Source organism: Prauserella marina, from assembly GCF_002240355.1.
GTDB lineage: Bacteria > Actinomycetota > Actinomycetes > Mycobacteriales > Pseudonocardiaceae > Prauserella_A > Prauserella_A marina.
In genome coordinates, this window is record NZ_CP016353.1 from 5,051,105 (window position 1) to 5,077,670 (window position 26,566).

The window sequence follows — 26,566 nt, forward strand, 5'->3', positions numbered from 1 at the left end:
AAGCCCATTGGCGGATTGACGAGATCGACCCGATCCAGAGCGGATTCGGTGCCCTGGTTCGCGAAATCGACAGCAACAGGGCGCGAAACGGACTGACCGCGGTGTGCCGGACCGCTAGCGTCAAAGGTACGAAGCCCACGAAGGAGCGAGCGGTCATGGAAGGCGTATCCGACGAACCGATCTCACAACTCATCCGATCCGCGCGAAGGCGACGGCAACTCAGCCAGTACACCCTCGCGAGAGAACTCTCGACGGTGTCGGGCAAACCGACCGTCACCCGTGACCTTGTGGCGAGGTGGGAACGTGGACACCAGATCCCCCGTTACGGTTCACGGCAATGGCTTTCGGTCGTGCTCGGCCTTTCCCAGGAACGGCTCGACGCCGCCGCGGCGGCCTCACGGCGCAGGACGCGGCTCGGTCACGCGGTCGTCACCAACAACGCCCCCGTCAAGCCGGGGCCTGCCCGGCGCGCACAGGGCACTCCCGCTTTGCTTCCCGTTTTCCGCTCACGGGTGCAGGCGGGCATCCTGGCGGCGGCGCTGCTGAATCCGCACCGGTCGTTCAGCCTTTCCGAACTCGCCGAGCACGCGGGTGGCTCGCTTGCCTCCGTCGACAAGGAAAGCAGGTTGCTTGAGGTAGCGGGCATCCTCACCAGCAGGACGGAGGGAACGATCCGGCTCATGCGGGCAGCCGATACGGGCCCGATGGTGCGGCCACTGACCGAACTCATCAAGACGAGCTACGGAGTACCGCAGATCATCGGCGAGGAGTTCGGCAGGTTGGCAGGGGTGGCGAGGATTCTGCTCGGCGGTGTGTGGGCCGAGCGGTTCGCGGGCATTCCCGGCCCCGCGCCGGACAGCATCGAGGTCCTGATCATCACCGCGCGGGCGGAGGATGTCGACCAAGGCACTGTCGGTGCCGCCGCTCGGCGGGCACAAGGCAGACTCCGGTGTCCCGTGCACGTGTCGGTACGCCCGCTCGACCCCAGGCTCGACTACCTCCAGATCCCCCACCAGCGAGCCAACCAGCCGGTGGTCGAGGTGGCACCGGTGCGACCGAAGCACCCCGGCGCGACGGGAGCACCGTGGCCGGACGGTCGCCAGGCGGTGACGAAGCTCGTGAGCGCTGGGCAGCTTGAGATGGTCGGCGGCCCGGCCACCGACCACCGGCCGTTCCTTCGGCTCGCCGAACTGCACATCGGGGCCGCGGAACAGCTCATCGACACCTCACCGCCTTCGGCGTTCCTGCTGCTGTCGGAATCGGCACAGCTCATCGCCTCGGCGCTGCTTGTGCACCAGGGGCTGCGCCCGGCGACGGGGGCGGCGGAACACGTACCCGGGGACGTGGTCACCGCTCAGTTCGGACACCAGTTCTCGCAGGTCGAGTTGCTCAGGCAACGGTCGAAGGAGTTGCGCAATCCCATCAGCAGGGACAGCCACGTGACCAACGAAGAGGTGAAGACCTACCTGGCGACGACGAGGTCCTTACTCTCCGTCTCGCACAATGTCATCGGCTCGGTCGGCACGTTCAGCGTGCAGTGACGACCAGGCACCGCCGGGATCCCCGGCGGTGCGACCGTCCGAAAAGGACTTCCTGGTCGATACGAACAACGCTGTGCCCGTTCCGCTCACGCGCGCTGATCGCCCTCAGCCGATTCCACACCGTGCAGGTACAGGTCGAGCAGTTGATCGGCGACCTCAAGGTATCCGAGCTCGCCACCCGGCCGATACCATTGATATGACCAATTGGTCATGCCGAAGAAGGCCAGCGTCGCCGTTCTCACCGGCACGTTCCTGAACAGGCCCTGCCGGATACCCGCGGTGATCAACGATTCCACCAGCCACAGGTAGCGATCCCTGCTCCTGATGATGTCGGTTCGCTGTGGCTCGGGAATGTCCCTGTGGTGTTCGAAGAACACCCTCAGGTAGCCCGGACTGGTGTCCATGATCTCAAGGATGTCGGCGATGACATGCCGCAATCCCTCGCGAGGATCGGAATCCGAGGCGACGTGCTCCTCCAGCTTGCCCAGCACACTGGACATCAGGTCGTTGTGGATCCACACCAGGATCTCGGCCTTGCTCCGCACGTAGTGGTACAGAGTCGGCTTGCGCAACCCGACCGCCTCGGCGATGTCGTCCATGCCGGTGTCGTGGTAGCCCTTCTCGTCGAAGAGCCTCGCCGCGGCGCTCACGATCGCGGCGGTGCGCCGTGTTGCCTCGGCGGTGGTCATGTTCGCATCGTATGCGCACCGTTCCGGTAAAGGACTAGGGGTCGATTCTGACGATGGGCTGGCCGACGGTGAGTTCGTCGCCTTCCTCGACCAGCAGCTCAGTGACGGTCCCGGCGATCTGACTGACGATCTCCTGGGTCACCTTGTCCGTTTCCGCCTCGGCGACGGGCTCATCAACGGCCACCTGGTCCCCGACCTGCTTGTACCACTTCAGCAGGACGACCTCCTCTGTCGTCAGGCCCCATTTGGGCACCACGATCTCGCTCATCCGGTTGCCTCCTCGGTCACGAGCCGCACGGCGGCGACCACGTCGTCGATCTGCGGGAAGTACGCGGTGCCCAAGTGGGGCGGGAAGGGCACCGGCGCGAAGACGGGACTCACGAGTCTCGGCGCCGCTCGCAACGCACCGAACCCCTCGCAGGCGGCCAGCCTGACGACCTCGGAGCCGACGCTGCACGGGCCGGTGGCGTCCTGGACGACGACGAGCCGCCCGGTACGGCCGACGGACGAGAGGATGCTCTTCTTGTCGAGCGGTGACAGGGTACGCAGGTCCAGCACCTCGGCATCGACACCCTCGTCGGCCAACGCGACGGCGGCGGCATCGGCCCTCGGCACCGTTCCACCCCAGCACACCAGGGTCACGTCCTCGCCGCGGCGACGCACGGCCGCCCGGCCGAGCGGTGTCACCACGTCGTCGTCGCCGACCTCGCCCCTGACCGACCACTGCCCCGCGCTCTCGACCACGACGACCGGATCGGGATCCCTGATAGCCGCCTTGAGCAGTCCCTTGGCTTCGGAGGGCGTTCCGCCCCACACGACTTTGAGGCCGGGAACTCCGGCGACCCACGCCTCCAGGTTCTGCGAATGCTGCGGCCCAGAACCGAGATGGGCACCGCACATCGTGCGAAACGTCAACGGAACCGAGCAGTGGCCCATCGACATGTACGACATCTTCGCGGCCTGGTTCACCAACTGGTCCATGGCCAGCGTGATGAAATCGAAGAACATGACCTCCACGATCGGCCGCAGCCCGGTCATCGCGGCACCGACCGCCATCCCGGTGAGTGTCGCCTCGCTGATCGGGGTGTCCCTGACCCTCGTCGGACCGAACTCGTCGAGTAGTCCCTTGCTCGCCCCGAACGGCCCGCCGGGCGCCGCGACATCCTCGCCGAACAACACGACGCTCGGGTCGCGCCGCAGCTCTTCCGACAGTCCCGAGTTGATCGCCTGCCAGTACTTGAGCCTGCTCATCACGCCCCCGTCCGATCGCGGTACACGTGCGCCGTCAACGCTTCGGCCCGCGCCGGGAGCTGGTCGCGGGCCCATTCGACGGCAAGGGCGATCTTGTCGGCGCATTCCTCGTCGATAACCTTGAGCGAATCGGTTGGCAGCCCCGACTCCTCGGCGCGGGCGGCCAGCACCGTCAGCGGATCGCGCTCGCGCCACGCCTCGACCTCCGATTTGTCCCGGTACCGCTGCGCGTCTCCTTCGAAATGACCGTGCCAGCGGTAGGTGCGGCATTCGAGCAGCGCGGGCCCCCCGCCCTCGCGGGCCCGCGCGACCGCCTTCTCCGCCGCGGCTCTCACCGCGAGCACGTCGTTGCCGTCGAGTGTCTCGGCCGGAATCCGGTGGGGAGCGGCATAGTCGGCGACATTCGTGGCACGCAGGTGCACACCGACGGGGGTCATCTCGGCGTAGCCGTTGTTCTCGCAGACGAAGATCATGGGAAGCTGCCACAGCGCGGCCAAGTTGAGCGATTCGTGCACGACACCTTCCGCGACGGCCCCTTCACCGAAGAACGCGACCGACACCTTCCGCCCGCCGAGCATCGAGGCCGACAGAGCGCCGCCGAGCGCGATCGGAACACAGGCGCCGACGATGGCGTTCGCGCCGAGGATGCCGACGTCAGGATCGGCGACGTGCATCGAACCGGATCTGCCGCCGCAGTAGCCCTCTGCACTTCCGAAGATCTCCGCGAACATCGCCTCGACCCTCGCGCCCTTGGCGACGCAGTGCCCGTGTCCCCTGTGCGTCGTCGTGATGTGGTCTTGCCGCCCGAGTACGTCGCACACTCCCGCGGCGACCGCCTCCTGCCCGATCGACAGGTGCAGGAATCCGGCGAGCTCACCGTCGGCGAGCAATCGTCCGGCCGCGGTCTCGAACCGCCGGATCAACGACATGGTGCGGTAGAGCCGCTCCACGAGTTCGAGGTCAGCCATCGCTTCGCGCTCCCCGTGACACCGACGATCCGGACGGCACCGCGACCACCGCGTGGCCGGGGGTGCACAGATCCCCGTCCTGGTTGTGTTCCTCCAGGTCGACCGTCACGAGCTGGAACGCGCCATCCGGCTCGGAGCCGGTCACCGTGCCGGTCACCGTCAGCACGTCGCCCGCGACGGCGATCCCTCTGTTGGTCCACCGCAACGTACGCAGCGTGGCGCCATCCCCTGCCCAGGCGAGCACGGCGTTGGCGAGAAAACAGCCGTGCAGATGCGACTGGACGAGTACCTCCGGATACCCCTCCGACCGCGCGTATGCGGTGTCGTAGTGGATCCGGTGGGCATTCCAGGTCACCGCGCTGAACCGGAAGAGCTGAACATGGTTCGTCCGCACGGTGTAGGGCGTGATCCGACCGGTCATCGTGTCATCACCTCGCGATGAAGGACTCGTGGCAGGTCACCAGGGCCCTGCCCGCATCGGTCGTGAAGCGCCGGAGGATCCGCAACAGAAGCAGAGGACCCGTTCGTCCTTCCTTCATCCGCACATCGGTGAGGCTCGTGTGGACGACCACCGCCGTGCCCGCCGGGACGGGCGCATGGAACTCCAGTTCCTGCCCCGCACCCATCAGGCGCACCCCTTCGAGCGGAAGCCCCCTCGTGTCCTCTGCCGCGGTTCCGTCGCCGTCGAGTTCGTCGTCGGGCACACCGGCCCCCCAGCCCATGACGGAGCTGAGGAACGTGGGAGGCGCGAGCACCGCGCCCGTCACGTCTCGCCGCTCCGGCTGTCCCGTCACCACCGCGAACCTGGCGATGTCCCTCCCGTCCAGGACGCCGAGCCGTTCGGCTCGCTCCCTGCCGAGTTCGGCACGCAGCGCCTCGGCATGCTTTTCCAAGTCCGCGACCGTCACAACGGCCCCCAGCCGAGCGTCGCCTCGCGCAACACCTTCTTCTCGATCTTGCCGATGGAAGTCTTGGGAAGGCCGTCGAGCACCTCGACGAGCCAGGGAACCTTGAACTTGGCCATGTGCCCCGCGCAGTACTCCTTCACGTCCTCCGTCGTCACGTCCGCTCCCGGCTCCAGCACGACGAACGCGACCGGAACCTCGTCCCTGATGCTGTGTGCGACGGACACGACGGCCGCTTCGACGACACCGGGGCAGGTCAACAGCACGTGCTCGACCTCGCTCGCCGACACGTTCTCCCCCGCGACCTTGATGACGTCTTTTCTGCGATCGAAGAAGTGAACGTAGCCGCGTTCGTCGAAGTACCCGTTGTCCCCCGTGTAGAGCCAGCCGTCCCTGAGCGCGTCGGCGGTCGCTTTCGGATCCTCGTAGTAGCCCGCCATCAGGGTTCGCCCAGGAACACCGCTCACGATGATCTCGCCGACCCGCCCCTTGGCGACGTCGACGCCGTCCTCGTCCACGATGCGCACCTGCCGGTCGAGTGTGGGCAGGCCGATCGACGGCCAGCGGCGCTCCCCGTGAACGGGTGCGATCGTCACGATGGTCATCGCCTCCGACAACCCGTATCCGTTGGTCAACTCGACCGCGTAGCGGCTTTCGAACTCCGCTTTCTCCTCGTCGAGCACGTTGATGGCGTACATGACCCTGCGCACCGAGTGCCGCTTGTCCGTTTCCTTCTTCGGTTGCGCCAGCAAGGTGCGCACCTGCATCGCCACGAGCGACAGCGCCGTCGCCCTCCTGGCCCTGACGTGTTCCCAGAACCTGCTCGCGCTGTATTCGGCAAGCAACACACACGTGGCGCCGACCGTGAGCGACGACAGGATGGTGACCGTCTGGGCGTTGACGTGGAAGGCGGGCAACGCCGTGAGACATCGGTCTTCGGGCACGAGACCGAGGATGCGCCACTCCCGTTCGCCCGCGTACAGGCAATTCCCGTGAGTCAGCATCACGGCTTTCGGCCGCGCGGTCGTGCCCGACGTGAACAGCAACTCGGCAACGTCGTCGGGATTCAACGGCACCTCGGGTGGTGTCGGCTCGCTCGCCAGCAGGTTCGCGAATGGCAGCCACTCGCCCTGTGCGGCGGTCAGCAGAACCCGCAGGCGCACGGCAGGCAGTTCGTCCACAACGGACTCTAGCGCCTCGCGGCGTTCCTCGTCGGTCACCACGGCGACCGCATCGGAGAAGGAAACGACGTGCCGCATCTCCGTCGCGGTCGAGGCACTGTTGGCCGGAACGACGACCGCGCCGATCCAGGCAAGGCCGAACCAGCACAACAGGAACTCGGGGCAGTTCGGCAGCTGGACGACGACCTTGTCGCCCTTGCCGATCCCGCGGTCGGCGAAGCCCGCGGCGACTCGGCGCACCTGCTCGACGAAGCCGCGGTAGCTCGTTTCGACGGCGGAACCGTCCTTCTCGACGAAAACGAGGAAGGTCTTGTCCCCGAACCGGTGCTCGCGCTCCCTGAGCAGATCACGCAGCGTGCGGTTGCCCACGATGTCCATTGACCCCGTCCTCTCCGGTGTCGTCAGTCGCGCGCGGAAAGGCCGAGCAGATTACGGGCGATCATCCATCGATGAATCTCCGCGGTCCCGTGACCGATCCGCCAGACCCGGACCTGCCGGTAGAAACTCTGGATCGGAAGTTCCTTGCTGTAGCCGAGTCCGCCGAGAATCTGGAGGCAGCGATCGGTGACCCGTTGCGCCATCTCGGTCGCGTACAGCTTCGCCATGAACGCCTCGTTCTCGCAGTCCTCGCCCTCGTCGGCAAGCCACGCCGCGCGATAGGTCAGCATGCGAGCCGCTTCGAGCTCGGTGACCGAATCGGCGAGCATCCACTGAACAGCCTGCCTTGTCGCGATCGGCTTTCCCCAGGTCACCCTGCGCTTCGCCCATTCGACCGCGATATCGACACAACGCCGCGCGATGCCCAACTGATAGGCGGCGATCTTCAGCCGTCCATGGGTGAGTTGCGAGGTCGCCAGTTTCCACCCTCCGCCGACCTCGCCGAGCCGGTTTGCGTCGGGCACGACGCAGTCGGTGAACGTCAGTTCGTGCGGTTCCCAGTCGTCGCCCATGGTGGGAATGGGACGGGAGAGTTCGAATCCGGGAGTTCCCTTGTCGACGAGGAAGCAGGTGACCCCCCTGGCGCCCTTCGCGGGGTCGATCGTGGCGAACAGGATGACGAAGTCGGCCCGCTCGGCGTGTGAGATGAAAGTCTTGGTTCCGTTGATGACCCAGTCGTCGCCGTCGCGGACAGCCGTCGTCCGCAACGCCGCGACGTCCGATCCACCGCCTGGTTCGGTGAACGCATAACAGCACCGCCGGTCCTCCTTGACCACCGGATACAGAAAGCGTGCTTTCTGGTCTTCCGTGCCGTGGTAGAGCACGGGCTCGGGACTGCCACCGAACTCGAACATCGCCGGGTGCTTGAACAGCTCCTCCGCGACCAGACACGAAGCCAGCACCCCCATGCCCTGTCCGCCGTACTCCTCGGGGACATCGAGCGCCCAGAACCCCTGCCGACGCGCCCTGTTCTCCAACGCGGTCCGCGTCGCGGCGTCGAATCGGCCCGCCAGCAGGAAATCCTGTTCGAGCGGCATGAGTTCCTTCTCCCGGAACCGCCGGACGGATTCGACGAACATGGCCAGCTCGTCGGGAATGGAGAACTCCACGACATCTCACCCCTTCTTCGCCTCGACCGACCAGTCGGTCGACTCAGAATCGCAGCGACTTGCACGTCGGTCAAGATGACCGAGCTGTCATTTTTCGTTGATAAAACGGACTTCTGGCATTTCTGGAATCGATCAAGGCAGCGTAGTGCGATCGTCACTCGACCAGCGGGTCGAGAACGACATCGATCGAGTGGCAGCAACTCTCGATTTCAGTACATGAAACATCGATGTCGCGGATTGGTCAAGAGTGGGGTGGAACATCATGAACACGCTCGCCCGAGCGGGCAACCGGTCCCCGTCCGAAGCACGGCGACCAGCAGTGCCGCCCTCACCGCGCTCACCAGCGACGACCGTCAACGACCACCGCTGACGTCCACAAAGGACCCGGTAACGTAGGAAGCATCCTCCGAAAGCAGCCAGGCGATCGTGGCGGCGACCTCCTCGGGGGTGCCGCCCCTGCCCATCGGGACCGTCGGCGCCAGTTCGGCGACCCTGTCCGGCCTCCCGCCGCTCGCGTGGATCCCGGTCCTGATCAGCCCAGGGCGCACCGCGTTGACCCGGATGCCACGCGCCGCGACCTCCTTCGCCAGACCCGTCGTCAACGCCTCGACCGCGGCCTTCGACGCCGCGTAGTCCACGTATTCTCCGGCGGCTCCCAGTACGGCCGCCCTGGACGACACGTTGACGATCGCCGAACCCTCCGGCATGCGCCGGACGGCCTCCCGCGCGCACAGGAACGCGCCGAGTACGTTCACGCCGACCATCCGCCGGATCCGTTCACCGCTCAGCTCGGCGACCGTGGCCTTCGGCGCGACGACGCCCGCGTTGTTGACAAGGCCCCGGACAGGTCCGAGTTCGACTTCCGCACGGTCGAAGAGCGCCATGACCTCGGCCTCGACCGCCACGTCCGCCCGTACCGTGATCGCCTTCGCGCCGGTGGCGCGGCATGCCCCGGCGACTCGCTCGGCGGCGGCGCCATCATCGCGGAACCCGACGCACACGTCCCATCCCCTTCCGGCGAGAAGGCGAGCCGTCGCCGCCCCGATTCCTCTTCCACCGCCGGTGATGATCACAAGTCCGGTCATGGCGCAAGTATCGCGCCTACCATGGTCGGATGTCCCAGGGAGCCCGCGGCGTCCAGCACGCCCGCGACACCGTCGCGCAGGCGTTGCGCGCCTTCACCCCGGCAACGGCCGAAGCTCCCGGCAGGCGCGCCGCCGTCGCCATCACACTCGTCGCCAACGAGGGAGAGCTCGGCTTCTGGCTCACCCGGCGAGTGGCGACCCTGCGCGCGCACGCGGGTCAGTTCGCGCTCCCAGGTGGCAGGCTCGACGACGGCGAGGACACGACAACGGCCGCGCTCAGGGAACTGCACGAGGAGATCGGCGTCCGGCTCGGCCCAGCCGACGTGCTCGGCAGGCTCGACGACTACGTGACCAGGTCCGGATATGTCATCACCCCGGTCGTGGTGTGGGCGGGAGCGCCGCCGGAACCGCGCCCGAACCCCGACGAGGTGGCGAGGGTGTTCTGGATCCCGCTCTCCGACCTCGACGTGGAGCCCCGGTTCGTCAGCATCCCCGAATCCGACCGGCCGGTGATCCAGCTCCCGCTGCTCGACACCTACCTGCACGCACCGACCGGTGCCGTGCTCTACCAGTTTCGCGAGGTGGTGCTGCGCGGAAGGCCGACCAAGGTCGGGCATCTCGAACAGCCCGTGTTCGCCTGGCGGTGATCGGCGATCCTGAGCTGCCGCCGACACCAGGTACGTGCCAGGCTGGAACGATGACAACCGATCGCAACGTGCTCGGTGGAGAACTGGAGCCATGCGGGACAGACCCCGTCACCGGCTTCTACCGCGACGGATGCTGCAACACGGGACCGGAGGACCTCGGCAGCCACACCGTGTGCGCGGTCGTCTCGGCCGAGTTCCTCGCCCATCAGCAAGCTGTCGGCAACGATCTGGTCACCGCGCGCCCCGAATACGGCTTCGTCGGCTTGACTCCCGGCGACCGATGGTGTGTCGGCGCCTCCCGGTGGCTGGAGTCCTACGAAGCGGGTGCCGCCCCGCCGGTCTTACTCGCCGCGACCAACGAGAAGGCCACCGAGGTGATCCCTCTCTCCGCGCTGCGGGAGCACGCGGTCGACGTACCCGCCGATCCCGGTGGATTGCTGTGAAGCCTCGTTGACGGCCCGACGCACGAACCGGCAGCAGAATCCACGCTCCGTTCAATCCGTCGTGGATGAGTCGGGTTCGAGGTGGATCCGGTGTCGAGCCGCGAGTCACCGGTGAGGGCTGACGCGCGTGCCGGTGTTGTCGGTCATTGAACTGGTGCCACCGGACGGGTCGCCGTGACCCGGTCCCGACACCGGACCGCCACTCGGCCCGTCTACATCTCCGTACCGAAGGAAACCACCGGGCTTGATGTTCTCGGCGGGGATGACGTCGAGCCCGGTCACCTTGCCCGCGACCTTGCCGCTCACCGTGAGGATCTTCGCCAGGATGTCACCCAGCTTGCCGAGCAACGGCGAGACCTCGCGGATGGTCTCCAGCAGTTTCTTGAGCAGGTCGGCGATCTTGGTCGCCCACTTCGAGATGGCGGTCACCGCCCGCGCCACCACGACCGGCGTTCCGAAACCCAGCGAGAAGACCGTTTCCAGCACCCAGGAAATGAGCTTTCCCACCAGATCCGCGATCAGACCACGGACGGTTTCCCTGACGAAGCTGACCACCTCGCCCATGATCATCACGACGGTGCTGACCGAACCGGCGACCGAAGCCGCGCCCGCGAGGGTCTCTTCCTGTTCCTCACAGGACGCCCGGTATGCGTTGGCGCCACCACCGGTCCATCCCGCCGTACCGGTTTTCACCGCGTTCGCGAAGTCGACCCGCGTTCCCTCAAGCCGGGTCGCGACGTTTCCCCACGTTTCCGAGTACGACTGAATCACCGGCGGATCGCCGCACACCGAATCCAGCATGTCCTTCAGCGGCTGGATGTGCTCCATCAAGAACGAGGCGACCGACGACATGAGCCAACCGAACGGGTCGATGGCCGCGGCGGCACTCTCCGCGGCGAGGTCGAGCGCGCCGAGTCCACCCTGGACCCAGTTTCCGTCTTCGATGTCGTTGAACGTATCGTTCGCCGGCTCGGCGATGCCGATTCCGCCCGCGTACCCGCATTCGCCGTTTCCTACGGTGAACGGGCCGGGACCGGGACCATCCTGAGGCGCGTCCGCGACGAGCGAGTTACCGTCTGGCATCATTCACCGGCCTTGAACGTATCGACGATGCCGTCCTCGGTCCCCAGGTAGCTTTCCGAGGCGTTGCGCACCTTTTCGGCGGTCGCGTTCATGGCCTCGACCGCCTCGTCGAGCGCATCGATTCCCTGTTGCTCGACCTGATCGAGCAACAGCCGGAACGGCTGGCACAGGGTGCCGTACGCGCCGGTGGGCATACTGACCCGCTGAGCGGCTTCGACCGCTTCCATGATCCCTTCCGCACAGCCGTCGAGCCGTGTGGCATGGGCAGCCAGGTCGGAACCCAGCTCAAAACCGCCGTCTGGCATGACATCCCCCTCGTGATGAAAAGTCAGGAAAGAATCGAACGACCGCCGAAATCGTCGTCGTCATCGTCGGCGCGATCCCGGCGAGGTCGCGATGGCGGATCGTCTTCTGGTGGTTGGGGGAACTGTGCCCTCGCATCGCGGAAAACCTTGTTCACCGCCTGATCTTCCGTACCGACGGTCTCGGTCATCGCCTGCCGCAACAAGCCGGGGAGGCGGGATTGCGCCATCCGCACGGTACGCATGACCTGCCGCGAGACCTCGGCCATCCGTTTCCCTTGCACCGCTTCGGAAATCGTGAGGTCGACGAGCAACCCCTTGGAATCGACGGTCACTTCGACGGCATTGTCCCGCGACCGTTCGGTGACGGAGATGTCCTCGACCCGTTCGGCCATGGCCTGATATCGCCGTGCCTGCTGCTGGACACGTCGATTCCAGTCGTCGACCATGCGCTCGCTGGCCTCGATACTGTCCGGCATCGGCGCATTCCTTCCCCCAGTAATTCGTCGGCGTCCCCATAATGACGGGCCACGCCGACGAATCGGTTCCGTTGAGTTCGCCCCCTTCAGTTTTGGTTCGGAAACGATTACCCGAAAGGCACCGCTTCAGCCCGCCTTCGTGCCTTCCACTCTCAACACGAGTGCGCTTTGCCGTGAGTGCACGATGGTGACGCCGTTGCCGGTCAGTACTTCCGCGATCTCGTCAGCCGTCGGCAACCACAGCCCGGCAGGGCCCGCGATCAGCTCGCCGAGCCGCCTGCCCATCCTTCCGCCCGGACTCGGGACCATGATCGCGACCTTTCCCCCGGGTACGAGGACCCGCGCCGCCTCGGCGACGATCGTCAGCGGGTCGGGCACGAGCTGGAGCACCGCAAGACAGGTCACCACGTCGAAGCACGCGTCGCGAAACGGAAGCCGCCGCGCGTCGGCCCTGATGAACCCGACGTTGGCCGAGGCGTAGTCGCGAACGGCGCGGCGCAACATCGATTCCGACACATCGACGCCGAGCGCGAGACCTCTCGCTCCGACGTAGCGCCCCAGCGTCGAGGTGACGCTGCCTGGCCCCGACCCGATGTCGAGCGCGGTCCCCGCCTGTTCGAGACCCAGCGTGGAGAAGGGCGGATTCAACGTGGTGAAGACCCCGCGAGCGAGCGACTGGGCCGAGTCGTACAGCGCCGAGCCGCCGTTCGACTCCCACAGCGCCTGCACCGGGCCTGGTTTCCGGCGCTCGGCCGCACCGAGCAGGTCGAGGTAACCGTGGCTGGTTTCCGGCTCACCCGGCGGGTCGGCGAGCAACCGCAGTGCCCGCTCGACCGCCTCCTGACCGCGCGGTCCCGCATCGTCCATTTCGGGGAGACTAACGTCGATGGCACCAGTGAGCAGTACGGAGGACGGGAACCCACATGATCGAGCGTGAGATCAAGTTCGAACTGGAGTTGACCGAGGCGGTGCCCCGGCTTGAGGGAGCAGGCGGGATCGTCAGGCAGGCGGATCCCGTGAAGTCCGTGCTGGAGGCAACCTATTTCGACACGGCCGACCTGCGGTTGATCGGCGAGTCGATCACGTTGCGACGGCGAACGGGCGGCGGTGACGCCGGCTGGCACGTGAAGCTCCCGCACGAAGGCGGCCATCGGGAGGAGATCACCGAACCGCTGGGAGAGCCCGGTGAGCCGGTTCCCGACCGGCTGCGGCAACGCCTGCCGGACCCCAGTCTCGACCTGCTCCCCGTCGCCCGCATCACGACCACCCGGTACAGCCACGCGTTGCTGGACTCCTCCGGCCGTCCACTCGCGACACTCGTCGACGACCACGTCTCGGCCGAGCGGGCCGGTGGCGGATTCGGCAAGGACACGTGGCGGGAAGTGGAGATCGAACTCGAAGACGGCACGGCGGACGAAGTGCTCGACGACATCGGGCAGGCGCTGGAGTCGCTGGGCATCCGGCGTTCGCGCTGGCCGTCCAAACTACGCAGGGTGTTCGGTGACCGGCTTCCCGGCGACGCGGGCTGAATTACCGGGGTTTCCGGCAGGCGGTAAGCCTGCCGGTGTCCCTTCGCCCCGCTCACCAGGGGCGGCGGAGTGAGCGACATCGCCACGGCCTGACCAGCTATCTGTGGCCGAGGTTAGTTGGTAACCTCGTGCGGTGTCATTCGAGCGATCCGATGCCCCCGGTGAGCTGCGCAAGATCGAGTTGTTCTGCAACTCGGCGAAGTTCCGCAGCGCGGAGGACGCGTTGATCACGCAGGCCAGCGCCGCACTGTGGCTCAGGGCTCACGACATGGAAACGGGCAGTCCGAGCAGAAAAGAACACGAGCAGCTGGTCACCTTCCGCGAGACCGTGCGCGACTTCCTCGGCGGAAGGGCAACCGGCAACGCCGTCGCCACGCTCAACAAGTTCGCGAAGTCCACGCTGAGCGGCGCTCAGTGGACGCCCGAAGGCGAGCCGGTACTGCCCCCAAAACGGGCAACCGGCACCGAAGCACTCATCGGCTCGCTACTGGCGATCCTGTTCGCCGCGGGCCAGACGGGCGAACTCGACCGGCTCAAGACCTGCCACAATCCCGAATGCCGGTACGTGTTCTACGATCGTTCGCCCAGCAAGAACGGCGTCTGGTGCAGCACCGACTTCTGTGGAGAGAAGCCGCAACCCCGCCCGCACAGGGCAAGGCACATCCGGTAGCGCTCGCCGGGTGAGTGGAAGTCAACTCCACCCAACCCAGCCCTTGGTGCCGCTACGTTCGACGCCATGACACCCAGCGTCGTCCACGGCGACTTCAGCAGACTCGCGGACGACTATTCCCGGTTCAGGGAGGGGTACTCCCCCTCCGTCCGCGACGCGATATTCGGTCTGCCATCGGCACCGGCAGCCACGCTCGACATCGCGGACGTCGGTGCGGGCACCGGGATCTGGAGCAGGATGCTCGCCGAACGCGAGCCGAGATCGATCGTCGCCGTCGAGCCGAATGTCCACATGAGACGGCGGGGCGAGTTCGACTCCGAGGGGTCCCGGATCCGCTGGCTGGCGGGAAGCGGTGAGCGCACCGGCCTTCCCGATGGCTCCGCCGATCTGGTGACCATGGCTTCGTCGTTCCACTGGGTGGACTTCCCAGCCGGCATCGCCGAGTTCGCGCGAGTGCTCCGGCCGGGTGGCTGGTTCGCCGCATTGTGGAACACCAGGAAGCTCGACGACAACCCGCTGCTGGCCGACATCGAAGCCGAGATCACTCGGCTGCGGCCCGGTGTCCGGAGAGTCAGTTCGGGCAGCTCCGCCTTCGTCTCCACGCTGTCGGAGAAGCTGGCCGCCGCCTCCGGTTTCGGCGGCCTCGTGTATCTCGAAGGCAGACATCTCGCACGACACGACGTCGACAGGTACCTCGGGTTGTGGCGCTCGGCCAACGACGTGCAAGCACAACTGGGCGACGAGTTGTTCGGCAGGTTCCTCGACTTCGCCCGCGAACGGCTCGCCGGCGAACGCGTCGTCGAGACCACCTACCTCACGCGGACCTGGGCGATCAGGCGCGATTGACCGCGTCGCCGCCGAGCACGGCTCCTTTCGACATCGGCCCGACCGACCGCTGGTACAGCGCGAGGTAGCCACGCGCTTCCGGTAGCCGTGGCTCGCCCTCACTCGCCCTTCGCGCGGCGATTTCCTCCTCCGGCACGTCGAGGTCCACGGTGCGCGCGTCGACATCGATGCTGATCAGGTCGCCGTCTCTGACAAGGCCGAGCGGCCCGCCCACCGCGGACTCGGGGGCGATCTCGCCGACGACAAGGCCCTTGTTCACCAGCCCGGAAAGCTGGCCGTCGGTGACGATGGCGACCTCGTTCTCCAGTCCGGCCGAGTACAGCAGAAAGGCGACCATCGAGGCCCTTCCCGCCATTCCCGGCCCTCCCTTGAGCCCACCGCCTCTGACGACCAGTACGTCGCCCGCTTTCACCTTGCCCTTTGTGATCGCGGACATGGCGTCGTTGCCCGCCCCGCACACCACGGCCGGTCCGGTGAACCTTCGCCTTCGGCTCGCCTCTCGCGCGCCGAGCTTGACGATCGCGCTCTCCGGTGCCAGCGAACCTCGCATGATGACGATGGGCGCCTCCGTCGTCACCGGCTTGTCCAGCGGGCGGATGACCTCGTCGCCGACCGGAACGACACCGGCGAGATTGTCGCCGACCGGCTTTCCGGTGACGGTGAGCGCCTCGCGATCGAGCAACGGTTCGAGCCGTTTGAGGATGGCTCGTGCTCCTCCGGCGGCTTCGAATTCCTCGATGGACTTGTCGCCGTTCGGCCGCACGGCCGACAGCATCGGCACGGTGTCCGACAGTTCCTCGAACAGCGCGAACACGTCGATGTCGAGTTCACCTTCGGTGGCGGACGCTTGCAGGTGCTTGACCGTGTTGATCGAACCACTCGACGCGAGTACCGCGGCGACCGCGTTACGGAACGCTCCCTCGGTGAGAATCGACCGTGGCCGCAGGTCGGCCAGCACCATGTCGACGATCCGCGCCCCGCTCTCGCGTGCGTACTCGACCATCTTCGGGCTGTTGGCGAGCACCGGAGCGCCGCCGGGAAGAGTCATCCCCAGCGCTTCGGCGACGACGTGCATCGAGTTGGCCGTACCCATTCCGGAACACACTCCCGGACCGCGCACGGCGTTGTCGGCCATGGCACCGATCTCCTCGGTGCTGATGGTGCCGCGCAGCGCGTCGGCGGAACGAATGAACACCTCCTCGATGTCCATCGGCTCGCCCCGGTATTCCCCGCTCGGTTGGTAACCGCAGGCGACAAGGATCGTCGGCAGGTTCAGCCTCGCCGCGGCCATCAGGTGCGCGGGCGGTGTCTTGTCGCACGACGAAAGGCAGATCATGCCGTCGAGCTGTGCGCCTTCGACGGCGACCTCGATGTCGTTCACGATGAGGTCCCGCGAGGACAGGATGTAGCCGCCGCCCCCGCCCGCGCAGAAGATGAAGTCGCTCGGCGCCGTCGTGCGGATCTCGAAGGGGAGCCCGCCGCCAGCGCGGACCGCCTCCTTCACGGTCGCCGCGACGTCGTCGAGGTGACTGAAGCAGATCGCGAGGTCCGACGACGAGTTGACGACGGCGATCTTCGGCTTCTCCATGTCCTCATCGGACAGTCCAAGCGCCCGCCATTGCGCCCTTCGCACGGCCCACAACGACGATCCGGGCTGGAAGTTGCTGCGCAGCTTCGGTTTCGCCATCAGGCGTGCTCCTTCACTTCGACGAGGCCACGGTCGGCGTCGATGCGCACCCAATCGCCGGTATTGATCACCGCGACCGGATCGCGGTCGAGATCGGTGACGGCGGGAACACGGGTGACGACCGCCCCGAGTGCCGCCTTCGTGGTGATGACCGTGAAGATCATCCCGAGTGGCGCCGTTCCCATCAATCTCGTCGTCTGGAAGAAGCCCGACCAGCCGGAGGATCCCTTCGCACCGGGGAAAACGAGTATCTTGCCGGTGAAACACACACCGAACAGTTCGTGCCTTCGCTCGATGATCGTGCCCTTGGCCGGGTCGATACCGCCCCAGCCGGAAATGGTTTCGTGCGAGACGAGCGCCTCGCCCTCCACGACGCCTGGAACGACTTTCCTTCCACTGAGGACGATCGTCATCGCAGCTCTCCCGTCCAGCGGCCGGTGATCGCCGCGTTCACACAGTCCTCAAGCGTGCCGAACCACGCCTCGATGCCGAGGATCGCGGGCAGATAGTGGGCTTGTTTCGCCGAATCGGTAGCGAAAACCGTGGTGCCCTCCGGCGCCGAACGCGACATCGCGGGGCACGAGTCGGCGAGCAGCTTGCCTCCCGCGCTTTCGATGATCTCGGTGTACCCGCTGCGATCGGCAATGGCCTTCAGCGCGCGCGGCACCATCATCCACAACTGGGTGCCGGAGTTGAGCTGGCGGCCTTCGAGCGCTTTCGCCGCGCGGCACACCTGGTCGATCGAAGCGTGCGGGCACCCGAGCAAAATGAAGTCGACATCGGACTTGTTCCCTTGTGAGTTCAGGGTTTCGTACATGCGCCTTCGTTCACGCGGGCCGTAGCCGACCGCTTCGGAAACGGGACGTGCGCCGAAGGCGTCTCCCGGCGTCGCGGCCTCGGGCGTGATGCCGGGAATGTGATACAGCTCGACCCCACCCGACGAGGCGGCTGCCGCGCCGAAGTGCTTGAGGTCGGCGAGTTCGGGAATGCCGATGTCCCCCGTGATCACCGGACGTTCCTCTTGCACAAGGTCACCCGCGAAGTACCCGAGCATGCCCCAGTCCAGAAAATCCCGCACGGGAACTTCGACGTCGATGAGGTGTGTTCCGTACCTGTTCTCCGGAAGATGATTGCCCCAGCAGGGAATCTTGCCGGTGAGGCTCGCCGCTCCGGTGGATGCCGTGCCCTCGCAGTTGGTTCGCGCGCCGAGCACGGAGTTCGCGTAGATCACGGCCGAGGATTCCATCCACGCCACGTGCTCGCCTCTGACCGGAAGGTTCCCGACCTGATACGGAGTGCACGTCGCCAGTATGTTGACGCCTTTCCTGCCGTAGAAGGATTCCGCGTCCTCCTGCAATTCGACGAACTGCCGGGGATAGGGCGCGACACCATCGGCGTCGGAGCCGAAACCCTGCTGCAACTGGCAGGTCGGGATGCGCATGTCCGGGATGTCGAGATCGGCGTCGCTGTCGAGGTTGATGACCGCGAACGCCTTGTCCCAGCCGCCTTCCGCGACGAGCTTGGCCTTCGCCGGAGACGGTTGGGTCATCGTGCCCGCGACGTTGCGGATGTCGCACAGACCTCCCGCGTCCAGTGCCTCTCCGTAGCGGACGAGCAGGTCCATCGCCGCCGCGACCGCGGGCCCCTCCGATCCGTCCAGCATCGCCTTCTCGTGGTCGGTCAGTCTCATCGGTGAAACCTCCAAGGCCGTCAGCCCACGTTGGCAGATCCCGGCGGGAAACCGGAAATAAAGGTTCTGCCTGACAGCTATAGATCTGGTTTATGATCAGAAGACAGGCCGCGCGCGGCGGCGACCACCATCTCCCGCAGCCAGATGTGCGCGGGATCCTCCTGGTAGTTGCTGTGCCACCACAGTTTCTCGACGATCGGCTCCGGCTCGCCAGGACATTCGAGCACGCGAAGACCGAGCCGGTCGGCCACCTGCCCCGCGAGGCGTTCCTGGATGAGCGCGACCCTGTCGGTTCCGGAAACGAGGTAGGGCACGGCCTGATAGCTCTCGACCCTCACCGCGACGTGCGGGCGGATGCCGAACAGGGTGAGTTGCCTGCTCATCGGCGCGGCGGGAGGGTAGCCCTCGTTGTCGTGGAACGGCACGACCCACGGCATCGTGGCCAGATCCTCCAGCGTCGGGCGGTCGCCTGTCAGGGTCGTGTTGCCTCGGGCGACGACGCACACCCAGCGATCACGGAAGAGCTCCGCCGATCGCAGACCGGGTAGCCGGAATCTGCTGACCGGCGGCGCCACCATGCCATCGATGAGGTGAATCGTGTCGGCGACATCGGTGGCCAGCGACTCCCTGACCAGCCTCAGGTGCAGGCGCACCTTCGGTGCTCTTTCCTGGAAGGCACGGGCGAGCGTAGGGCCGAGAACGGCGATCGTGTAGTCGGCGAGCAGCAGAGTGAACTCGCGCTGGGAGGCGTCCGGGTCGAAGTCCGTTCCCGCCGCGAAGAGGCGTTCGGCGGCGGAGCACACGACCTCGACCTGTTCCGCGAGCTGCGTGGCCAGCGGTGACAGCGTGTAGCCGCCTTTGGCGCGGACCAGGAGCTCGTCGGCGAAGTGCCGCCGCAGCCGCGACAGTGCGGCGCTCGCGGCGGGCTGGGTGATCCCGACCCGCTCGGCCGCCCTGGTCACGTTCCGCTCACGCAGCAGTTCGCGCAGCATCACCAGCAGGTTCATGTCCAGGTTCGCGAGGTGCGCCGTGGGTGTCTTCACCGCCCCATCTCAACCCGGGTACCTCGCGACGGCCAAGTGTCCCTGCCTCGACCAGCGGAATGGACCCGAACGCGCATCTCGGCGATCCGAGTGCGGAACTCGCTGACCTGGGCGCGGATCTCGGGGCCTTGATGATCAAGCGGTGACCAGTTGAGTGACCGCGGTGATGGCGTCGGGTACGCGAGAGTAGACGGGAAGCAGTTGGTCCAGTCCAGTTGCCCGCAGCGGGCGTAACACGGGGTGACGGCCCACGACGGCCCATTGCACGCGGTGTTGCCGCGCCTTGTCGGAAAGATCGACGAGCACAGCCAGCCCCGCGGCACCGAAGAACGTGGTCTCGGTCAGGTCGAGCACCAGCGAGCGAACCCCGCCGAACTGTGCGTCGACACACTCGTGCAATGTCGGTGCGGCCACGATGTCGACCTCGCCGGCCACCCGCGTGACGACCAGCCCAGCCGAGCGTGGCTCGATTCTGATGTCGATTTCGGTGCTCGTGAAACTTTCCACTTCGTCGCCGCCCTTCCGGTTTCTCTTGGATTTTCCGGGGAGCCGGCTGGGACCACGAGGAACTGAGCGAACTCAGCACGAGTGACCGTACGCGTACGCCGCGTAGGCCCGCAAGGCCAACAACGGGTGACAATCCATGTTTGTCTATTGTGGACTGTTTTGTTTCGTCACTGTCCGGGTACTCCGGCGGCACGGCGTACTGGCAGAAGGAGTAACCCATGTCGGCACCAGGCCCGCGCACTTCCCAGCGCGACCCGCATCGCGCGGGCGGGAAAGCGGTACGGAACAGCACGACACCGGCGCCGATGGCCGTCCATTCAGCCTCAAATACCTCATTCGCGATCACCCGCACCATTTCTTCCCCCGCCGGTGGTTTCGTCGCTCACCATTTCTTCACCGGGGAACAGGACGGTCGCCGTCGTCGAGGCGACGTCCATACCGGCACATCCGCGCGAACGCGCGTGTCCCCCGCGGGCGCGGTCCGTGCCCCGAAGCCACCCACGGTCCGGTACCTCAGCCACGAAACACTCTCCGTGGCCAGAGCCAGCCATGAGTCATACGACGGTGAAGTAGCACCGACACGAACCGGTGAACCTCGCGTCGCCGAGATCACCGACGTGCCGGTTTCCCACCGTCGTGCCACTCCCCAGCCCCGGATCGGCCCAATGCGCTGCTCCGTAGCGGCGAACGGCGGCGGTGGCTGACCGCGAACGCGGGCGGGGCGGCTATGAGAACATCGCGCCGCTCTTCAAAGAGCTGTCCGCCTGCCCGCGAGACGGCAAGGAGTTCGCGCTGCTGCGCGACGAGATCATCACGCGCTGCCTCCCGCTCGCCGAGCACATCGCGCGCCGGTTCACCGGCAGGGGCGAGCCGAAGGACGACCTGTTGCAGGTCGCACGGCTCGGCCTGCTCAACGCGATCGACCGGTTCGACCCACACCGCGGCACCGAGTTCGTCGCTTTCGCCGTACCGACCATCATGGGCGAGGTCCGCAGGCACTTCCGGGATTCGAGCTGGGCCGTGCGGGTCCCGCGCAGGCTCAAGGAGCTGCACCTCGCGCTCAGCCAGGCATCGGGGCAGCTCGCCCAGCAGCTCGGCAGGGCGCCCACCCCGAGTGAGCTGGCCGGTCAACTCGGCCTGACCGACGCCGAAGTGTGGGAGGGCCTGCTCGCGGGCAACGCCTATCACTCGGTGTCGATGGACGCCGCCTACGACGACAGCGGCACCCTTCCGCTTGCCGAGACGGTGGGCAGCGAGGACGCGGAACTGGAGAACGTCGAATACCACCAGTCGTTGCGACCGCTGCTCGCCGCGCTGCCCGAGCGCGAACGCAGGGTGCTCATGCTGCGCTTCTACGGCAACCTGACGCAGACGCAGATCGCCGACCGCATCGGGGTCTCCCAGATGCACGTGTCGCGGCTGCTCGCGAAGACCCTGTCCTACCTGCGTGCCGAGTTGAGCGACTGACCCGTTTGCCCCCACCGTCCCTCGGGTACGTATCCGCACGTGGTTCCGCTCCCACGACGGGACGCGAGCAGCGGTACCGACCTCCGACGAATAGGGGCCCGGGTGGAATCCGACATCACCTTGATCGTCGACGGCACGAACCATCGGCTGACCGTCGACACCAGGACCAGCCTCCTCGACGCGGTCAGGGAACAACTCGGCGTGATCGCCCCCAAGAAGGGCTGTGACCACGGACAGTGCGGCGCGTGCACGGTGCTGGTCGAAGGCAGGCGGGTACCGAGCTGCCTCATGCTTGCCGTCGCCAACGATGGCGCGAACGTCACCACCAGCGCCGGGCTGGCCTCCGGGGGCGAGCTTCACCCGCTGCACACGGCGTTTCTCGAACACGACGCCTTCCAGTGCGGCTACTGCACGCCCGGCCAGATCTGCTCGGCCGCAGCGTTGCTCGACGAAGCCGCGGCGGGGACACCGAGCGTGGTCACCTCCGACGTGGCCGGCATCCCCGCCCTCGACGGCGCCGAGATCAGAGAGCGAATGAGCGGCAATCTGTGCAGGTGCGGCGCCTACGTCAAGATCGTCGCCGCCATCGAGGACGTCGCGAGAGCACGAGGGTTGTGAGCCTTCCGATGATTCCCTTCGACTACCAGCGGGCCACCGACGCCGACACGGCAGTCGCCACGGTGGCACCCAACCCGAGGGCCACGTTCCTCGGCGGGGGTACCAACCTCGTCGACCATCTCCGGCTCGGCATCGCCGAGCCCGAACTCGTCGTCGACGTCACCCGCCTGCCGTTCGACCGCGTCGAGCCGCTCGACGGCGGCGGGCTGCGGATCGGCGCCGGAGTGCGCAACAGCGACCTGGCCGCCGATCCCCGAGTCCGGGTGCGCTACCCGGTGCTCGCGCAGGCCCTGCTCTCGGGCGCGTCGTGGCAGTTGCGCAATCTCGCCACGACGGGCGGCAACCTGCTGCAACGCACGCGCTGCGGGTACTTCCAGGACGTCACGACACCGTGTGGCAAACGCGAACCGGGCCAGGACTGCTCCGCCATCGGCGGCTACACCCGCAACCACGCGATACTCGGCGCCTCGCCGAGGTGCGTCGCCGTGCACCCCTCCGACATGGCCGTCGCGCTTGTGGCGCTCGACGCCCTCGTGCACGTACACACGAGGGAGGGCGACCACACGGTCCCGGCAGCCGAGCTGCACCGGCTCCCCGGTGAACACCCGGAATGGGACACGGTGCTCGGCCACGGCGACCTCATCACCGCCGTCGACCTTCCCGCCCTGCCCTTCGCCGCGACCTCACGCTACCGCAAGGCCCGCGACCGTGCCTCCTACGCTTTCGCGCTCGTATCCGTGGCCGCCGCGCTCGACGTCGCCGACGGGCTCGTCAAGGACGTACGCATCGTGCTGGGCGGCGTCGCGCACAAACCGTGGCGGGCCACGCTGGCCGAACAAGCACTCAGGGGAAGGCGGGCCGTCGCCGAGGAGTTCCGTGCCGCCGCGACGGCCGAACTCGCCGACGCGCAACCGTTGCCGGACAACGGATTCAAGGTCCCCATGGCGAGAAACATGATCGTGGCCGTGCTGAGCGAACTCGCGGGGGAGGGCCGCCGTGACGAACCCGCTTGAGCCGCTGGTGATGGGCGGCGTAATCCCGCGCGTCGACGGCATCGCCAAGGTCACCGGCCGCGCCCCCTACGCCTACGAGCAGCTCGTCGAACGGCCCGTCTACCTGCATCCCGTGCAATCGATGATCGCGCTGGGCCGGGTCACCGGCTTCGACGCCGCCGAAGCCTCCGCGCTGAAGGGCGTCCTCGCCGTACTGTCCCCTTTCGAGGCCCCCGCTCTCACCTCGGGTACCGACCCCGAGCTGGAGATCCTCCAGTCACCCGACGTGGCCTTCCGTGGGCAACTGATCGGAGCCGTCGTCGCCGAGACGGCCGAGACCGCGCGGCAGGCCGCCGGGCTGATCTCCGTGGACTACGAGGTGCGGGAACACGACACCGCGTTCTCCGCTGACAGGGCCGACCTGTACAAACCCGAGGTGGTGAACCCCTCGTTCGCCACGGACACATTGACCGGCGACCCCGACAAAGCCTTCGCATCGGCCGAACGTGCCGTCGACGCGGTGTACACGACGCCCATGTACCACAACAACCCGATGGAGCCGCACGCGACGATCGCCGTGTGGAGCGGGGAAACCCTCACGCTGTACGACTCGACCCAGGGCGTGCATCCGCTGCGGGGGACCATCGCCGCGTTGTTCGGGCTTGCCGAGGACGCGGTAAGGGTCGTCGCCCCCTTCGTCGGAGGTGGCTTCGGTTCGAAGGGGAAACCGCACGCGAACACCGTGCTCGCGGTACTGGCCGCGCTGCGCCTTCCCGGCCGCGCGGTGAAGTTCGCGCTCACCAGGCAACAGATGTTCTCGTTCGTCGGCTACCGCACGCCCACGATCCAGCACGTGCGGCTCGGCGCGGACGCGTCGGGGAGGCTCACCTCGATCAGCAACGACGTCGTCGAGCAGACGGCGAAGCTCAAGGAGTTCGCCGAGCAGACCGGCCTTCCGGCCAGGTCGATGTACGCCGCGGCGAACCGCCGCACCAGCCACCGGCTCGCCGCGCTCGACGTCGCCGTGCCCTCGTGGATGCGAGCTCCCGGAGAATGTCCCGGCATGTTCGCCCCCGAGGTCGCGATGGACGAACTCGCCGAGGCGTGCCGGATGGACCCTGTCGAACTCCGCGTGCGCAACGAACCCGACGTCGACCCCGAATCCGGGCTGCCGTTCTCCAGCCGCAACCTGGTGGCGTGCCTGCGCGACGGCGCACACCGCTTCGGCTGGTACAGCAGGCAACCGTTGCCGAGGTCGGCTCTGCACGACGGCTGCTGGTGGGGAACTGGCGTCGCCTCCTCGGTGTATCCGGTCAACCAGTCGCCCGGATCGACGGCGACCGTGCGATTCCTCGGCAAGGGCAGGTACGAGGTCCGGATCGGCGCCGTCGACATCGGCACCGGAGCCTGGACCGTGCTCGGGCAGATCGCGGCCGACGCGCTCGGAGTCGGCTACGGCGACGTCTCGGTCGACATCGGCGACACCAACCTGCCGTGGGCCTCCGTCGCGGGCGGCTCCTCCGGCACCACCAACTGGGGTTCGGCGATCGTCGCCGCCGCGAGGGCTTTCCGGGACAAGTACGGAACGGACCCGGACCGGGGCAGCGAGGTGACGGCCGCACAGCAGGACAATCCGAACACCGGCCGCTACGCCATGTACGCCTACGGCGCGCAGTTCGCCGAGGTCGCCGTCGACGCGGACACCGGAGAGGTCAGGGTGACCAGGCTTCTCGGCGTCTTCGCGGCTGGCCGCATCCTGAATCCGAGGACCGCGCGATCGCAGTTGATCGGTGGCATGACGATGGGGCTCTCGATGGCCCTGCACGAACACAGCGTGCCCGACGACCGGTTCGGTTTCGTCGTCAACCACGATTTCGCCGACTACCACATCGCGTCCTGCGCCGACGTCGCATCGGTCGAGGCACAGTGGATCGACGAAGATGATCCTTACGTCAATCCCATGGGCAGCAAGGGAATCGGGGAAATCGGCATCGTGGGAACCGCGGCAGCCATCGCCAACGCCGTGTATCACGCGACCGGCGTCAGGGTGCGCGATCTGCCCATCACCGCCGACAGGTTCCTCGGATGAACCCGCGTACCCGCGGTGCCTGAACGGATGCGGCAGCCAATCGGCAAGCCGAGGCGCCGCTCAGTCTTTCGGCCGCTTGACCTGCTCGGGATCGGCCGCGATCTCGTCAGCCACCTCGCGAAGCCCGTCAGCCGCACGCACGGCGTCGTCAGGGGCGAACCGGGAGGATGGGGCACTGATGCTGATGGCGGCGGGTAACCGGGTTCCGAGAATCGGCACGGCCACGCACCTGCCGTCGGCCTCGTTCTCACCGTCGTCGATGGCGTAGCCCTGCTCCCTCACCTTCGCCAGCTCACCGAGGTATGCCTCGACCCCGGTGATGGTGTTCGGTGTCCGTTCCGGCATACCGGCCTGCGTCAGCAGATCCCTGACCCTTCCCTCCGGAAAGTGGGCGAGGATGGCCTTTCCCAGTGCGGTGGAATGCACCGGGTCACGATGACCGTTGGCGACCGCGAGCCGGACGGTACGCCTGCTTTCCACAATGTCGAGATAGATCACCGAATCGCCGTCGAGTATTCCCAGATTGGCCGTTTCGCGGTATTCGTCCCGCAATTTCTCAAGCCATGGCCTCGCCCGTTCTCGCAGCACTTCGAGGTGCCTCGACTGCATCCCGACGAAACCCAGCCCGAGCCGGAACACGCCATCGTCGTCGTCCCGCTCGACGTAGCGATGATTCTCCAGCGTCCACAGATAGCGAAAGGCCGACGACTTGGGCAACCTCGTCGTTCTCGCGACAGCGTTGAGCGTGACCCCGTCCACCGATTCCTGCACCAGGTTGAGGATCGAGCAGACACGTTCGACCGCACGAACCGAGTAGTCACGATTCTCGTTGGCCGGATCTTCCCCGGCGGATTCGGGCTTCCCACGATCAGACAGCGGACTCACCTGGCTTCGTTCACCGGCAATGCCGTTCACATTGCCGTTGGTCGTTGTCGTTTCGAGTTTCGCTTCAGGATTGTCGTTCGAAGTTGTCATTTCGAATCAAGATCGCGCGCTCTCGTTCCGGATTGTCAGGGGCAGCCCTGGTCAGACCTTGACCTCACCGGGACGTCACCTTATGCTCTCAGCCTCCAGAATAGTTGACTCAACGGTTTCATTATATGAAACCGGTCAAGGCTTGGCAACATGATCGCGCCCGCGAAACCAGGAGGTGACAAGGGCGTGCCCGACAACCGGTCCCGCACCTGGAACAGCCCCTTCACTTCCACCCGCGACCTCGGCCGTTCACGGACGCGACGCGTCGAAGCGCCGGAGAATCCTTTGTGGACCGTCAGACGTCCCCAAAGCATCGCCATGCCGTTCGCGTC

The 26,566-nt window shown here is 66.7% G+C and carries 29 protein-coding genes; 10 read left to right on the forward strand and 19 right to left on the reverse strand.

The features are described 5' to 3' along the window. Positions 1 to 155 precede the first annotated feature (155 nt). A complete protein-coding gene (locus BAY61_RS23130; protein WP_091807972.1) occupies positions 156 to 1,541 on the forward strand; it encodes a helix-turn-helix domain-containing protein in 1,386 nt (461 codons plus the stop codon). 86 nt (positions 1,542 to 1,627) lie between these two features. Here BAY61_RS23130 and BAY61_RS23135 read toward each other — a convergent pair whose 3' ends face one another. The 9 genes from BAY61_RS23135 to BAY61_RS23175 form a co-directional block, all read right to left on the reverse strand. After that, positions 1,628 to 2,230 carry a TetR/AcrR family transcriptional regulator gene (locus BAY61_RS23135; protein ID WP_091807719.1) on the reverse strand — a complete coding sequence of 201 codons (603 nt, stop codon included), beginning with the start codon at positions 2,228 to 2,230 and terminating at the stop codon, positions 1,628 to 1,630. A 34-nt stretch (positions 2,231 to 2,264) separates the two neighbouring features. Beyond that, a complete protein-coding gene (locus BAY61_RS23140; RefSeq protein WP_091807721.1) occupies positions 2,265 to 2,498 on the reverse strand; it encodes a biotin/lipoyl-containing protein in 234 nt (77 codons plus the stop codon). Continuing rightward, entirely contained in the window at positions 2,495 to 3,481 is a 987-nt protein-coding gene (locus tag BAY61_RS23145; protein ID WP_091807722.1) for an alpha-ketoacid dehydrogenase subunit beta, read from the reverse strand. Before BAY61_RS23145 ends, BAY61_RS23140 begins: the two co-directional genes overlap by 4 nt. Beyond that, the gene (locus tag BAY61_RS23150) at positions 3,481 to 4,449 is read right to left on the reverse strand and encodes a thiamine pyrophosphate-dependent dehydrogenase E1 component subunit alpha (protein WP_091807724.1); all 969 of its coding nucleotides are present in this window, start codon (positions 4,447 to 4,449) and stop codon (positions 3,481 to 3,483) included. The genes BAY61_RS23145 and BAY61_RS23150 overlap by 1 nt, the downstream gene beginning before the upstream one ends. Further along, a complete protein-coding gene (locus BAY61_RS23155; RefSeq protein WP_091807725.1) occupies positions 4,442 to 4,870 on the reverse strand; it encodes an FAS1-like dehydratase domain-containing protein in 429 nt (142 codons plus the stop codon). The genes BAY61_RS23150 and BAY61_RS23155 overlap by 8 nt, the downstream gene beginning before the upstream one ends. A 7-nt stretch (positions 4,871 to 4,877) precedes the next feature. Then, complete coding sequence (locus tag BAY61_RS23160; protein ID WP_170140242.1) at positions 4,878 to 5,342, reverse strand: FAS1-like dehydratase domain-containing protein; 465 nt, start codon at positions 5,340 to 5,342, stop codon at positions 4,878 to 4,880. Positions 5,343 to 5,353: 11 nt separating this feature from the next. Then, positions 5,354 to 6,913 carry an AMP-binding protein gene (locus BAY61_RS23165; RefSeq protein ID WP_091807727.1) on the reverse strand — a complete coding sequence of 520 codons (1,560 nt, stop codon included), beginning with the start codon at positions 6,911 to 6,913 and terminating at the stop codon, positions 5,354 to 5,356. A 23-nt stretch (positions 6,914 to 6,936) separates the two neighbouring features. Next, positions 6,937 to 8,082, reverse strand: a complete 1,146-nt coding sequence (locus BAY61_RS23170) for an acyl-CoA dehydrogenase family protein (RefSeq protein WP_091807729.1) — start codon at positions 8,080 to 8,082, stop codon at positions 6,937 to 6,939. Between the two features lie 353 nt (positions 8,083 to 8,435). After that, positions 8,436 to 9,167: an SDR family oxidoreductase gene (locus BAY61_RS23175; protein WP_091807731.1), complete on the reverse strand. Its 732-nt coding sequence runs from the start codon at positions 9,165 to 9,167 to the stop codon at positions 8,436 to 8,438. A 29-nt stretch (positions 9,168 to 9,196) separates the two neighbouring features. On the opposite strand from BAY61_RS23175, the gene BAY61_RS23180 reads away from it, so the two are divergent. Both BAY61_RS23180 and BAY61_RS23185 read left to right on the forward strand, forming a co-directional pair. Continuing rightward, positions 9,197 to 9,814 (forward strand): NUDIX hydrolase, encoded by a 618-nt coding sequence (locus tag BAY61_RS23180; protein ID WP_091807733.1) that lies wholly within the window; start codon positions 9,197 to 9,199, stop codon positions 9,812 to 9,814. Between the two features lie 50 nt (positions 9,815 to 9,864). After that, positions 9,865 to 10,257, forward strand: coding sequence for a DUF2237 family protein (locus BAY61_RS23185; protein WP_091807976.1), 393 nt, complete (start codon positions 9,865 to 9,867; stop codon positions 10,255 to 10,257). Between the two features lie 105 nt (positions 10,258 to 10,362). On the opposite strand, the gene BAY61_RS23190 is transcribed toward BAY61_RS23185, so the two are convergent. The 4 genes from BAY61_RS23190 to BAY61_RS23205 form a co-directional block, all read right to left on the reverse strand. Next, positions 10,363 to 11,343: a hypothetical protein gene (locus BAY61_RS23190; RefSeq protein WP_185769986.1), complete on the reverse strand. Its 981-nt coding sequence runs from the start codon at positions 11,341 to 11,343 to the stop codon at positions 10,363 to 10,365. After that, on the reverse strand, positions 11,340 to 11,645 hold the full coding sequence (locus BAY61_RS23195; RefSeq protein ID WP_091807735.1) for a type VII secretion target: 306 nt from the start codon (positions 11,643 to 11,645) through the stop codon (positions 11,340 to 11,342). The genes BAY61_RS23190 and BAY61_RS23195 overlap by 4 nt, the downstream gene beginning before the upstream one ends. A 23-nt stretch (positions 11,646 to 11,668) precedes the next feature. Continuing rightward, entirely contained in the window at positions 11,669 to 12,121 is a 453-nt protein-coding gene (locus BAY61_RS23200; protein ID WP_091807737.1) for a YbaB/EbfC family nucleoid-associated protein, read from the reverse strand. 126 nt (positions 12,122 to 12,247) lie between these two features. Beyond that, complete coding sequence (locus BAY61_RS23205) at positions 12,248 to 12,988, reverse strand: class I SAM-dependent methyltransferase (RefSeq protein ID WP_091807739.1); 741 nt, start codon at positions 12,986 to 12,988, stop codon at positions 12,248 to 12,250. A 56-nt stretch (positions 12,989 to 13,044) separates the two neighbouring features. Here BAY61_RS23205 and BAY61_RS23210 point away from each other — a divergent pair, with 56 nt between their 5' ends. The 3 genes from BAY61_RS23210 to BAY61_RS23220 all read left to right on the forward strand — a co-directional run bounded on the left by BAY61_RS23210 (position 13,045) and on the right by BAY61_RS23220 (position 15,166). After that, positions 13,045 to 13,650: a CYTH domain-containing protein gene (locus tag BAY61_RS23210; RefSeq protein ID WP_091807741.1), complete on the forward strand. Its 606-nt coding sequence runs from the start codon at positions 13,045 to 13,047 to the stop codon at positions 13,648 to 13,650. Between the two features lie 133 nt (positions 13,651 to 13,783). Next, the gene (locus BAY61_RS23215; protein WP_091807743.1) at positions 13,784 to 14,320 is read left to right on the forward strand and encodes a CGNR zinc finger domain-containing protein; all 537 of its coding nucleotides are present in this window, start codon (positions 13,784 to 13,786) and stop codon (positions 14,318 to 14,320) included. A gap of 66 nt (positions 14,321 to 14,386) precedes the next feature. Further along, on the forward strand, positions 14,387 to 15,166 hold the full coding sequence (locus tag BAY61_RS23220; RefSeq protein ID WP_091807745.1) for a class I SAM-dependent methyltransferase: 780 nt from the start codon (positions 14,387 to 14,389) through the stop codon (positions 15,164 to 15,166). On the opposite strand, the gene ilvD is transcribed toward BAY61_RS23220, so the two are convergent. The 5 genes from ilvD to BAY61_RS23245 all read right to left on the reverse strand — a co-directional run bounded on the left by ilvD (position 15,153) and on the right by BAY61_RS23245 (position 20,093). Further along, positions 15,153 to 16,853: a dihydroxy-acid dehydratase gene (gene ilvD / locus BAY61_RS23225; protein WP_091807747.1), complete on the reverse strand. Its 1,701-nt coding sequence runs from the start codon at positions 16,851 to 16,853 to the stop codon at positions 15,153 to 15,155. The two genes, BAY61_RS23220 and ilvD, sit on opposite strands and share 14 nt — an antisense overlap. Then, positions 16,853 to 17,266, reverse strand: a complete 414-nt coding sequence (locus tag BAY61_RS23230) for an aconitase X swivel domain-containing protein (protein ID WP_091807749.1) — start codon at positions 17,264 to 17,266, stop codon at positions 16,853 to 16,855. The genes ilvD and BAY61_RS23230 overlap by 1 nt, the downstream gene beginning before the upstream one ends. Beyond that, positions 17,263 to 18,543: an aconitase X gene (locus tag BAY61_RS23235; protein WP_091807751.1), complete on the reverse strand. Its 1,281-nt coding sequence runs from the start codon at positions 18,541 to 18,543 to the stop codon at positions 17,263 to 17,265. The genes BAY61_RS23230 and BAY61_RS23235 overlap by 4 nt, the downstream gene beginning before the upstream one ends. A gap of 77 nt (positions 18,544 to 18,620) precedes the next feature. Beyond that, a complete protein-coding gene (locus BAY61_RS23240) occupies positions 18,621 to 19,586 on the reverse strand; it encodes a LysR family transcriptional regulator (RefSeq protein ID WP_091807753.1) in 966 nt (321 codons plus the stop codon). Positions 19,587 to 19,721: 135 nt separating this feature from the next. After that, the gene (locus tag BAY61_RS23245; protein WP_091807756.1) at positions 19,722 to 20,093 is read right to left on the reverse strand and encodes an STAS domain-containing protein; all 372 of its coding nucleotides are present in this window, start codon (positions 20,091 to 20,093) and stop codon (positions 19,722 to 19,724) included. Between the two features lie 696 nt (positions 20,094 to 20,789). Between BAY61_RS23245 and BAY61_RS23250 the strand changes: the two genes are divergently transcribed. The 4 genes from BAY61_RS23250 to BAY61_RS23265 all read left to right on the forward strand — a co-directional run bounded on the left by BAY61_RS23250 (position 20,790) and on the right by BAY61_RS23265 (position 25,259). Next, the gene (locus BAY61_RS23250) at positions 20,790 to 21,560 is read left to right on the forward strand and encodes a SigB/SigF/SigG family RNA polymerase sigma factor (protein ID WP_091807758.1); all 771 of its coding nucleotides are present in this window, start codon (positions 20,790 to 20,792) and stop codon (positions 21,558 to 21,560) included. A gap of 102 nt (positions 21,561 to 21,662) precedes the next feature. Beyond that, positions 21,663 to 22,178 carry a 2Fe-2S iron-sulfur cluster-binding protein gene (locus BAY61_RS23255; RefSeq protein WP_091807759.1) on the forward strand — a complete coding sequence of 172 codons (516 nt, stop codon included), beginning with the start codon at positions 21,663 to 21,665 and terminating at the stop codon, positions 22,176 to 22,178. Between the two features lie 8 nt (positions 22,179 to 22,186). After that, complete coding sequence (locus BAY61_RS23260) at positions 22,187 to 23,191, forward strand: FAD binding domain-containing protein (protein ID WP_091807978.1); 1,005 nt, start codon at positions 22,187 to 22,189, stop codon at positions 23,189 to 23,191. After that, positions 23,175 to 25,259: a xanthine dehydrogenase family protein molybdopterin-binding subunit gene (locus BAY61_RS23265; protein WP_420848838.1), complete on the forward strand. Its 2,085-nt coding sequence runs from the start codon at positions 23,175 to 23,177 to the stop codon at positions 25,257 to 25,259. The genes BAY61_RS23260 and BAY61_RS23265 overlap by 17 nt, the downstream gene beginning before the upstream one ends. A 60-nt stretch (positions 25,260 to 25,319) precedes the next feature. Here BAY61_RS23265 and BAY61_RS23270 read toward each other — a convergent pair whose 3' ends face one another. Further along, entirely contained in the window at positions 25,320 to 26,234 is a 915-nt protein-coding gene (locus BAY61_RS23270) for an IclR family transcriptional regulator (protein ID WP_091807761.1), read from the reverse strand. Positions 26,235 to 26,566 lie beyond the last annotated feature (332 nt).

What these genes read in the sequence shown, in the direction of transcription:
- BAY61_RS23130 (WP_091807972.1), top strand. Translation starts at nt 156, where the DNA reads ATGGAAGGCGTATCCGACGAACCGATCTCACAACTCATCCGATCCGCG.
- BAY61_RS23135 (WP_091807719.1), bottom strand. Translation starts at nt 2,230, where the DNA reads ATGACCACCGCCGAGGCAACACGGCGCACCGCCGCGATCGTGAGCGCC.
- BAY61_RS23140 (WP_091807721.1), bottom strand. Translation starts at nt 2,498, where the DNA reads ATGAGCGAGATCGTGGTGCCCAAATGGGGCCTGACGACAGAGGAGGTC.
- BAY61_RS23145 (WP_091807722.1), bottom strand. Translation starts at nt 3,481, where the DNA reads ATGAGCAGGCTCAAGTACTGGCAGGCGATCAACTCGGGACTGTCGGAA.
- BAY61_RS23150 (WP_091807724.1), bottom strand. Translation starts at nt 4,449, where the DNA reads ATGGCTGACCTCGAACTCGTGGAGCGGCTCTACCGCACCATGTCGTTG.
- BAY61_RS23155 (WP_091807725.1), bottom strand. Translation starts at nt 4,870, where the DNA reads ATGACCGGTCGGATCACGCCCTACACCGTGCGGACGAACCATGTTCAG.
- BAY61_RS23165 (WP_091807727.1), bottom strand. Translation starts at nt 6,913, where the DNA reads ATGGACATCGTGGGCAACCGCACGCTGCGTGATCTGCTCAGGGAGCGC.
- BAY61_RS23175 (WP_091807731.1), bottom strand. Translation starts at nt 9,167, where the DNA reads ATGACCGGACTTGTGATCATCACCGGCGGTGGAAGAGGAATCGGGGCG.
- BAY61_RS23180 (WP_091807733.1), top strand. Translation starts at nt 9,197, where the DNA reads ATGTCCCAGGGAGCCCGCGGCGTCCAGCACGCCCGCGACACCGTCGCG.
- BAY61_RS23185 (WP_091807976.1), top strand. Translation starts at nt 9,865, where the DNA reads ATGACAACCGATCGCAACGTGCTCGGTGGAGAACTGGAGCCATGCGGG.
- BAY61_RS23190 (WP_185769986.1), bottom strand. Translation starts at nt 11,343, where the DNA reads ATGATGCCAGACGGTAACTCGCTCGTCGCGGACGCGCCTCAGGATGGT.
- BAY61_RS23195 (WP_091807735.1), bottom strand. Translation starts at nt 11,645, where the DNA reads ATGCCAGACGGCGGTTTTGAGCTGGGTTCCGACCTGGCTGCCCATGCC.
- BAY61_RS23200 (WP_091807737.1), bottom strand. Translation starts at nt 12,121, where the DNA reads ATGCCGGACAGTATCGAGGCCAGCGAGCGCATGGTCGACGACTGGAAT.
- BAY61_RS23205 (WP_091807739.1), bottom strand. Translation starts at nt 12,988, where the DNA reads ATGGACGATGCGGGACCGCGCGGTCAGGAGGCGGTCGAGCGGGCACTG.
- BAY61_RS23210 (WP_091807741.1), top strand. Translation starts at nt 13,045, where the DNA reads ATGATCGAGCGTGAGATCAAGTTCGAACTGGAGTTGACCGAGGCGGTG.
- BAY61_RS23220 (WP_091807745.1), top strand. Translation starts at nt 14,387, where the DNA reads ATGACACCCAGCGTCGTCCACGGCGACTTCAGCAGACTCGCGGACGAC.
- ilvD (WP_091807747.1), bottom strand. Translation starts at nt 16,853, where the DNA reads ATGGCGAAACCGAAGCTGCGCAGCAACTTCCAGCCCGGATCGTCGTTG.
- BAY61_RS23230 (WP_091807749.1), bottom strand. Translation starts at nt 17,266, where the DNA reads ATGACGATCGTCCTCAGTGGAAGGAAAGTCGTTCCAGGCGTCGTGGAG.
- BAY61_RS23235 (WP_091807751.1), bottom strand. Translation starts at nt 18,543, where the DNA reads ATGAGACTGACCGACCACGAGAAGGCGATGCTGGACGGATCGGAGGGG.
- BAY61_RS23260 (WP_091807978.1), top strand. Translation starts at nt 22,187, where the DNA reads ATGATTCCCTTCGACTACCAGCGGGCCACCGACGCCGACACGGCAGTC.
- BAY61_RS23270 (WP_091807761.1), bottom strand. Translation starts at nt 26,234, where the DNA reads ATGACAACTTCGAACGACAATCCTGAAGCGAAACTCGAAACGACAACG.